This window comes from Occallatibacter sp. (genome assembly GCF_049802275.1).
Classification (GTDB): domain Bacteria; phylum Acidobacteriota; class Terriglobia; order Terriglobales; family Acidobacteriaceae; genus Telmatobacter.
The window spans coordinates 1-9,230 of record NZ_JBARMD010000392.1; the positions used below are offsets into that span (position 1 = coordinate 1).

Annotated in this window: 5 protein-coding genes and 1 pseudogene; all 6 read left to right on the forward strand. The window is 58.5% G+C overall.

Translation table 11 applies throughout. From position 1 onward, the window contains the following. Positions 1-1,000 (forward strand): annotated as a pseudogene (locus WA354_RS13735) (hypothetical protein); the annotation flags it as partial. 265 nt (positions 1,001-1,265) lie between these two features. Further along, complete coding sequence (locus WA354_RS13740) at positions 1,266-2,399, forward strand: c-type cytochrome (protein WP_472813582.1); 1,134 nt, start codon at positions 1,266-1,268, stop codon at positions 2,397-2,399. Continuing rightward, entirely contained in the window at positions 2,399-4,033 is a 1,635-nt protein-coding gene (locus tag WA354_RS13745) for a hypothetical protein (RefSeq protein WP_472813583.1), read from the forward strand. The genes WA354_RS13740 and WA354_RS13745 overlap by 1 nt, the downstream gene beginning before the upstream one ends. Before the next feature lie 66 nt (positions 4,034-4,099). Further along, entirely contained in the window at positions 4,100-5,128 is a 1,029-nt protein-coding gene (locus WA354_RS13750; protein ID WP_472813584.1) for an alcohol dehydrogenase, read from the forward strand. A 415-nt stretch (positions 5,129-5,543) separates the two neighbouring features. Beyond that, positions 5,544-6,731, forward strand: coding sequence for an alanine transaminase (gene alaC / locus WA354_RS13755; RefSeq protein WP_472813585.1), 1,188 nt, complete (start codon positions 5,544-5,546; stop codon positions 6,729-6,731). Positions 6,732-6,987: 256 nt separating this feature from the next. Next, on the forward strand, positions 6,988-8,781 hold the full coding sequence (locus WA354_RS13760) for a DNA/RNA helicase domain-containing protein (RefSeq protein ID WP_472813586.1): 1,794 nt from the start codon (positions 6,988-6,990) through the stop codon (positions 8,779-8,781). Positions 8,782-9,230 lie beyond the last annotated feature (449 nt).

A 9,230-nucleotide genomic window follows, 5' to 3' on the forward strand; every position in this document is an offset into this window, starting at 1 on the left:
GTGCCACACCCTTTACACCACTACCCTCGACGCCTCAGGAAAGCCCGCCGGCCTCTTCCCCGAGCAGATGCCGTACCTCGAGTGGCTGCACAGCGACTACCACGACAAGCAAACCTGCCAGTCTTGCCACATGCCCGCCATCTCTGAGCCTGCGCCCGACGCAACCCTCGGCAGCCTGCCCCGTGATGGAGTTCGCCGTCATTCCTTCCCCGGCGCCAACTTCTTCATGCAGGATCTGCTGGTTGCGCATCACGACGAACTCGCTGTGGCCGCGTCTCCGGCCGAGCTTACCGCAGCATCGACGGCGACGCGCGCTTATCTGCAATCGCAGGCCGCGCATCTCTCCCTCAGCGCAGTCGCCGTCGCCAAAGGCCATCTCATCTTCGCCGTTACGGTGCAGAACCTCACGGGCCACAAGCTCCCCACAGCTTTTCCATCGCGCCGCGCGTGGCTTCACGTCACCGTTACCGACGCCTCCTCCGGCCACGCAGTCTTCGAGTCCGGACATCTCAACGCAGACGGCTCCATTGCAGGCAACCTCAATGACGCCGATACCGCCCGCTATTCGCCCCACTACGCCACCATCACCGGGGCCGATGAGGTGCAAATCTTCGAGCCTATTCTGGGTGACGCGCAGAACCATGTAACCACCGCACTCCTCACAACAACTCACTACCTCAAGGACAACCGCATTCTCCCCGCCGGATTCGACAAACGCACGGCCTCCCCCGACATCGCCGTCCGAGGGAAGGCGCTCGACGATCCTGCTTTCACCGGTGGCAGCGCCACGACACGCTACGAAATTCCCGCCACCGCCGCCGGTCCTTTTCACGTCAACGCGGAGCTTGAGTACCAGCCGATCGGCTTCCGCTGGGCACGCAATCTCGCTCCGTACAAAGCCGATGAGCCGCAGCGGTTCACACACTACTTCGACCAGGCCGCGGCACAGTCGACTCTCGTCCTCGCTCACGCAGAAGCCACCGCCAACGTCGCGCCTTGAACCCGGCATTGATTCCGCGTTTTGCGTGGCGGTCGTATGTTGGCATCTGGCCCAACGATCGTGCGGCTCATTTCTTGAAAATCCGATCATCTGCACCGTTCTTTGTGCACCCGATTCATCGATCCTGAGGCGCAGGAGCATCGAGCTTCGATGACAATTTCGTCATCTGCGTCAGCAATAACATCGGACTTTGTTCTAATCGCATCACAGATTTTAAAAAGCCTGTGTGGCTTCGGCTTCTGCTCCCCAGGTCTGGTTCGGAGGAATGCGTTTCGTGCGTCGACGCCTGTTGGTGAGCTTGTCTGCGATGGTTCCTTTTCTGGCATGCTCCGTTCTGCTTGCGCAGACTTTGACGTATAGCCGCAAGCCCGACGCAAAGAACGGCAAAACTATCTACGAGGGTGGTTGCATCGCCTGCCATGGCGCAAACGGCAAGGGAGCACCCCAGGCGAGCACCGCGTTCAAGCGGCCCGACACTTTCCCCGATTTCAGCCGTTGCGATCAGACCACGCCCGAGCCCAACTCCGCATGGAAGGCCGTCATTGTGTACGGCGGACCGTATTACGGCTTCTCTACGATCATGCCATCGTTCAAAGACCTGCTCTCGAACGACCAGATCGACGACGTCGTAGCCTATCTGCGCACGTTTTGCCCCAATCCTCACTGGCCGCGCGGAGAATTGAACCTGCCCCGCGCACTTGTCACGGAAAAGGCATTTCCCGAAGACGAGTTCGTGATATCGACAGCCGTAAACGCGTCTGGCGCGCCCGGCCTTGAGACACACTTTATCCACGAACAGGCCTTCGGCAGCAAGGGGCAGTTGGAAGTCGATGTTCCCTGGGACTACCAGGACCAGAATCACAACTGGAACAGCCACGTCGGCGACATCACCTTCGCCTGGAAACAGGTGATGTATTCGAATCTGCACACCGGTTCCATCTTCGCTTTGCAGGGAGGCATTCTTCCGCCAACGGGCAGTCAGAAACTCGGCGGGAACGGCACCACCGTATTCGAACCCTTTGCCTCCTTCGACCAGCTCTTCCGATCGAACACCTGGGTGCAGTTCCAGATGGGCGCCGACCTCCCGCGCCACCCGGATATCACGCCGCAGAGTCTTTTCTGGTACACCACACTCGGCCAGACCCTCGCGCCTGATCATCGCCTTGGTCGCCAGTGGTCGCCAATGGTGGAATTCCTCGCCACTCGCGACCTGCAGGACGGCGCAAAAACGAACTGGGATGTCATGCCCGAGATGCAGGTGACGGTCAGCCCGCGACAGCACATTCGAGCGGACATCGGCGTGCGCACACCCTTCACCAATACGGCCGGCCGCACCCCGCAGGTCTATTTCTATATCTTATGGGACTGGGCCGAAGGCCACTTCTGGAATGGATGGTGATGAACATGCGCTACGCTTGCCTTGCTCTCGTCACCTCTTGCGCGCTGCTCGCAGCCATCGCTCTCTCGCATGAGAAGCCGGTGCAAGCCGCATCGCGTCGCGACGCCAAAGACGAGTTCCACGACTCTACCCGCTGCGTGGCGTGCCATAACGGCCTCAAAACGCCCAGCGGCGAAGACATCTCCATCGGTTTCCAATGGAGCGCGAGCATCATGGCCAATTCCGCCCGCGATCCCTACTGGCAGGGCAGCGTGCGGCGCGAGTCGATCGACCACCCCGATGTCACTACGGCGATCCAGGACGAATGCTCCACCTGCCACATGCCCGCGCAGCACCTGATCGACAAGGCTGAAGGCCGAGAGACCGAGGTATTCGCACGCCTTCCGCTGACCAAGGATCACGACAAGAACAAATTTGCCGAAGACGGTGTCACTTGCTCCGTGTGTCACCAGGTTGAGAAGACGGGCCTCGGTACCAAGCAGACTTTCAATGGCAACGTCGATGTCGCAAGCGCAGCGAATCGCCATGATCGACCGGAGTACGGACCGTTTCTGGTCGACGCTGGCCACCAGACCGTGATGCGATCTTCAACTAACGGCTTTGTTCCGCAGCAGGCGGCACACATCCGCGACGCAGGCTTGTGCGGCAGTTGCCACACACTCTACACCGTCGCGCGAGGCCCTGGCGGCAAGCCCATCGGCCAGTTGCCTGAACAGATGCCCTTCCAGGAGTGGGAGCACAGCGACTACCGCACCAGGCAAACCTGCCAGGAATGCCACATGCCGGCGGTCGCCGAAGCAGTGCCCGTCACCGCGCTCTACGGACCGAAGCGCGACGGCATGCACCGCCACGTATTCGTCGGCGGCAACTTTCTGATGGAACAGATGCTCAACGATCATCGCAAAGATCTCGACGTCTCCGCGCAGGCTCAAGAACTTGAGACGGCCACAAACCGGACGCAGGAATTTCTCCGCACACAATCCGCCCGTTTGAGTTTGCTCCAGATCGAGAAGACTGCGGACGGCATCGCATTTCGAGTCAAAGTTGAGAATCTTACGGGCCACAAGCTGCCGACCGCCTATCCCTCGCGTCGCATCTGGCTGCATGTTACTGTCCGCGACAACGCCGGCAAGCTTGTCTTCGAATCAGGCGCGCTCAATCCTGACGGTTCCATTACCGGCAACGACAACGACGCCGACCCGCTTCGTTTCGAACCGCATTACATCGAGATCACCGGTCCAGAACAAGTCGAAATCTTTGAGCCGATACTGGGCGACTCGCAGGGCCACGTCACCACTGGTCTTCTCTCCGCAGTCGGATACCTGAAAGACAATCGCATTCTGCCCACAGGTTTCGACAAGCAGACTGCGGACCATGACATCGCGGTTGTGGGCGCCGCTCACGATGATCCCAATTTCACTGGCGGCAGCGCGAGCGTTCGCTACGCCGTCAAATCCGCGCAGGGCGGCCCTTATAAAATTCGCGCAGAACTCTGGTACCAGCCTGTCGGTTTCCGCTGGGCGCACAATCTCGCGCCCTACCAGGCCGCCGAACCGCAGCGCTTCGTCTCCTACTACGAACAAGCGTCGCACAAGTCCGCGATCGTGCTCGCTGAAGCCACCGGCACCTTCTGATCTGGAATCACAAAACTTTGCGACCCGCCGCAGGCAGGCACATCCAAGCCGCAGGAGAAGTTCCCCATGCCACCAGTCAAAGGCCGTTCCATGCAGGTACCCGCCGCCGGCGGTGCGTTCCAACTCGTAACCAAAGAATTCCCCGAACCCGGCCCCGGTTATGTCCGTATTCGCGTACATGCCTGCGGCGTTTGCCACAGCGACTCGCTCACCAAAGAAGGCCATTGGCCCGGCATCCAATTCCCGCGCGCCCCCGGCCATGAGATCGCCGGGGTCGTTGATGCGGTTGGACCCGACGTCCCCCTCTTCAAAGCCGGACAGCGCGTCGGCCTGGGCTGGCACGGAGGCCATTGCAACTACTGTCCGCCCTGCCGGCGAGGCGATTTCATCCTCTGCGAAAACCAGCCCATCAGCGGCATCAACTACGACGGCGGCTATGCCGACTACGTCATAGCCCCCGCCAACGCCCTCGCCTTCGTGCCGGAGGGCATCAATGACGCCGATGCTGCCCCCCTGCTTTGTGCAGGAATCACCACCTTCAACGCCCTCCGCAACTCTGGAGCCCGCACCGGCGACACCGTCGTCATCGTCGGCATCGGCGGACTCGGCCACCTCGCCATCCAGTACGCCGCCAAAGCCGGCTACCGCACAGTCGCCGTCGCACGCGGCCAGGATAAAGGACCGCTCGCAAAGCAACTCGGCGCGCACCTCTACATCGACACCACCACGCAGGACCCGGCCAAGGAACTCCAGAAAATCGGCGGCGCCCACATCATCCTCTCCACCATCACCAGCGCCAAGGCTCTCGAGTGGGTCATCGACGGACTCGCCCCCGACGGCAAATTCATTGTTGTCGGAGCGCCCGAGGACGGCCCTATCGTCATCAACCCATTCCCTCTGCTGCTCGGTCGCCGCACCGTGGCCGGCTGGCCTTCCGGAACCGGCATGGACTCGGAGGATACGCTCAAATTCAGCGTGCTCACCGGCGTCAAACCCATGATCGAAACCTACCCGTTAGAGAAAGCCGAAGAAGCCTACCAGCGAATGATCTCCGGCAAAGCAAGGTTCCGCGTAGTGCTGAAAGTCAGCGACTAGCTATCAGCTCTCAGGTTTCAGCCACGACTCTGGGTGCCCCAGGTTCGGGGTCCCCGCGAGCAGGTCTTCGTTCGTGGGGTGGAGGTCTCGATTCTGAGGCCTGGGTTCGAATCCCCCATTCGCACGATCCCGGGTGCCCCATCCATTTCGCAGTCTCATCGCGAAATGGGTGGGAAAGCACGATCTTCCAGGACCTCCGTCTTTAGATCTGCTCAACGGGGTCAGGCTATAATCAGTCCATGCAGCACACCCACCATCCCGCTGCCATCGCGATCGCGGCCGGTGCTGCGGCGGCTCCCGCCGCCTAGACTCCGCCCCACCTCATCCCAATCCAGACACGCAGTTCCACTTCAGGTGCCCCGCTTTTGGCGTGCCTGTCCACGGTTCACTGTCCACTGTCATACTTGAGGAAGCCATGGAAGAGTTCAGCCGCATTCAGCGCCTCCCGCCCTACGTCTTCAACATCACCGGCGAGCTAAAGGTCAACGCCCGCCGCCGCGGTGAAGACATCATCGACTTCGGCATGGGCAATCCCGACGGCCCCACCCCCAAGCACATCGTCGACAAAATGATCGAAGCGGCGCAGAAGCCCGTCACCCACCGCTACTCCGTCTCCAGGGGAATCCCGCGCCTGCGCAAGGCCATCTGCAACTGGTACAAATCGCGCTACGACGTCGACCTCGATCCCAACTCCGAAGCCATCGTCACCATCGGCTCGAAGGAGGGCATCGCCCATTTGTGCCTGGCGATTCTGGATTCGCGCGACACCGTGCTTGTTCCGAATCCCAGCTACCCCATCCATATTTATGGTCCGGTGATTGCCGGAGCCCACGTCGTCAGCGTCCCCGTCCACGACTGCGACCAGTTTTTAGCGGAGTTGGAATCGATCATCCCGCGCATGACACCGCGCCCCAAGGCGCTGATCGTCAACTTCCCGTCGAACCCCACCACGCAGTGCGTCGACCTGCCATTCCTCGCCCGCCTCGTAGCCCTAGCCCGCGAATATGGATTTCACCTCATCCACGACCTCGCCTACGCCGACCTCGGCTTCGACGGATACAAGCCGCCCTCCGTCCTCCAGGTTCCCGGCGCCAAAGACGTAGCCGTCGAGTTCTTCACTTTGTCGAAGAGTTACAACATGCCCGGCTGGCGCGTAGGATTCATGGTCGGCAACCCCGTCCTCGTCAACGCCCTCGCCCGCTTGAAAAGCTATTTCGACTACGGCACGTTTACGCCGATTCAAGTAGCCAGCATTCTCGCTCTTGAAGGCCCGCAGGACTGCGTCACCGAAATCCGCGAAAACTACCGCCGCCGCCGCGACGTTTTAATCGAAGGCCTGAACCGCGCCGGATGGGCCGTCCCATCTCCGAAAGCCACGATGTTCGTCTGGGCCAAAATCCCCGAAGCCTACCAGCACTTAGGCTCGCTCGAATTCTCCAAGCTCTTACTCACCGAAGCCAAAGTAGCCGTCAGCCCCGGCATAGGCTTCGGCGACTACGGCGACGGCCACGTGCGCTTCAGCCTCATAGAAAATGAAGAGCGAACAAGACAAGCCATCCGCGGCATCAAGCAAATGCTCGCGAAAGGCGTGCTGGTGGGGTAAGCCTTTTGGTGGGTGATAGCCTGGTCAGCGAGCCAACTAACCCACCAACATGACATGTTTCTATCGATCCAGCGTAGAAGAGTTCCTTGCACAGACCAATGAACACGTACTTGCCCATCTGGGAATTGCGTACGCAAATCGCGGTTACACAAGCCAGTATTCGGACCAGACACTTACGTGGGAACGCGATCTCAGTTCTCTACGAACCTGTTTAAATCGCTGTGCTGTTATGTCGGATTCGGCGCGATTGTGGGGTTTGCTGCTCGAATTCTCGATCCCGCGTAAAGAAATGCGCATTGATACGGTCCTTCTGATTAGGGATGCGATAGTTGTAATCGAAGCAAAGACTGGAACCGCTGCATCACTCGCTAAGCGCCAAATCGAGGAGTATGCGCTCCTTCTGCACTACTTTCATAAAGGCTCATCCGATCGCCGAATTGTGCCGATCATCGTGTCGTCAGACACGCATCAAATAAATCTCGACTCATTGAACCAGCGCGAACTATTTCCTCAACTGGCCACCTATTGGATTTCGCCAGTCGCTCGGAGTTCATGGGAAGAATTGCCGGGCGTTTTGGTCGCCGTTGAAGATACTTCGCGGGAACAAGCATCCATCATTTCGTGGGATGACAGTCCTTATTTTCCCATTCCAAGCATTCTCGATGCGGCCCTAGCTCTGAGGAGCGGCCTTTCGATTCGCGAGATTGCGCACTCTGAGGCATCTGAGAATGAGATTGAAGATGTTCGTCTAGCAGTTCAAAAGTGCTTAGATCGTGCCCGTACCGAAAGTCGTCACGCAATCTGCTTTCTGACAGGCGTTCCTGGCTCCGGAAAGACTTTAGTTGGTCTGAGCCTCGCGCATTCTGATGAAAATAAAACGGACGCAATTCATTTCATGAGCGGCAATGGTCCATTGGTACAAGTTCTACAGCACTTGTTCACTCAAGAGAGTATTCGAGGCGGCGCGTATGCACCGCAGGCCCGAGCAGAGGCAAAGACCCTTATTGAGAATGTCCATGTATTCGCTCGGTATCACACGGAAGACAATCAAGGGCCACCCTCAAATCACGCCATCATCTTCGATGAGGCACAACGCGCCTGGAATCGCGCTCAGAACATGAAAAAATTCCGGCGTGACTATTCTGAGCCCGAAATGTTGTTGCGCATTATGGAGCGACATCAAGATTGGGCTATGGTCGTCGCTTTAGTCGGGGGAGGGCAGGAGATAAATGACGGCGAGGCAGGACTCGAAGAATGGGGAAGAGCGCTGGTCGGGGCCGCCAAAGATTGGCTAATCTATGCGTCGCCGGAGGTTCTGGAAGGTGGCCAATCAACTGCAGGTCATCGCCTGTTCAGTGACCGTTCTACACAAAAGGAAGTGCAAACGAGTTCTGCCTTGCATCTTCGAACTTCAAATCGAAGCCTGCGCGCAGATCAACTTGCAACTTGGGTAAATCTCTTGCTCGACGGCAAATCCGACGAGGCGGCAAGCCTCAAGGTTACCGAAAAGTTTCCAATATTTCTTTCCCGGAGTCTCGGCGAAACTCGAACGAGGTTGAGAGAACAGGCAATTGGGGTCGAAAGGTGCGGCTTGGTAGGCTCTTCCGGAGCGGCACGTTTGAGAGCTGAGGGCTTAGAGCCCAATTCGTCATTTCATGCCGACTATCCTTGGGAGCACTGGTACCTTGCAGAAGAATCCGATGTGCGATCGAGCTTTCGTTGCGAGGTCTTCGCAACTGAATTTGAAATTCAAGGTTTGGAGTTGGATTGGATCGGGCTCTGCTGGGGTGGGGATTTTATTTGGGGTGAGACATGTGGTTGGCAAATCCGCGCTCTGCGACACAGCAGTTCAACCAAATGGACCGCCATCAGGAGTGAAGAGAAGAGAATCTACCGCCGAAACGCATACCGTGTCTTGTTGACTAGGGCACGGAAAGGAATGGTAATTTTCGTTCCTAGGGGCAACGCGATGGATCCAACAAGCTCTCCTGAGGAGTTCGACCGGACCGCGCAATATCTTACCCGGTGCGGTGTCACTGAGTTGAATTAGGCGGGCCGGTGCCCAGAATCTGTCCTGAGCGCAGTTGAAGGATTTCGCTTCTGAGACCAGGGAAACCACAACCCACCCCAGCCCGTGTCATCCTGAGCGGAGCAGCTTGGGGCACTGTGAACGCAGAGCGTTCATGGGTTAAGCGGAGCGAAGGATCTGCTTTTGTCGGCGATTCCGCAGATGCACGATTACAGAAATTTCGGCGGAATTTCGGGAACCGATTACCTGCAGTCGAGATCATTCAATGGTTTTTGAAAAGCAGATCCTTCGCGACACTTACCCCACAGACCTTCGGTCTGCGGGGCCCCAAGCGTGTGTCGCTCAGGATGACACGTGGGTTTCGGGCGACGCGTAGCAAGGATGACAGCGTTTGTTGTTGGGTGTCCCAGAGCATGTCCTGAGCGGAGCGAAGGATCTGCTTCTCGCAGACTCCCGTGACCGCAAACACT

Bases quoted from the DNA above. Each gene is read 5' to 3' on its own strand.
- WA354_RS13740 (WP_472813582.1), top strand. From the start codon at position 1,266: ATGCGTTTCGTGCGTCGACGCCTGTTGGTGAGCTTGTCTGCGATGGTT.
- WA354_RS13745 (WP_472813583.1), top strand. From the start codon at position 2,399: ATGAACATGCGCTACGCTTGCCTTGCTCTCGTCACCTCTTGCGCGCTG.
- WA354_RS13750 (WP_472813584.1), top strand. From the start codon at position 4,100: ATGCCACCAGTCAAAGGCCGTTCCATGCAGGTACCCGCCGCCGGCGGT.
- alaC (WP_472813585.1), top strand. From the start codon at position 5,544: ATGGAAGAGTTCAGCCGCATTCAGCGCCTCCCGCCCTACGTCTTCAAC.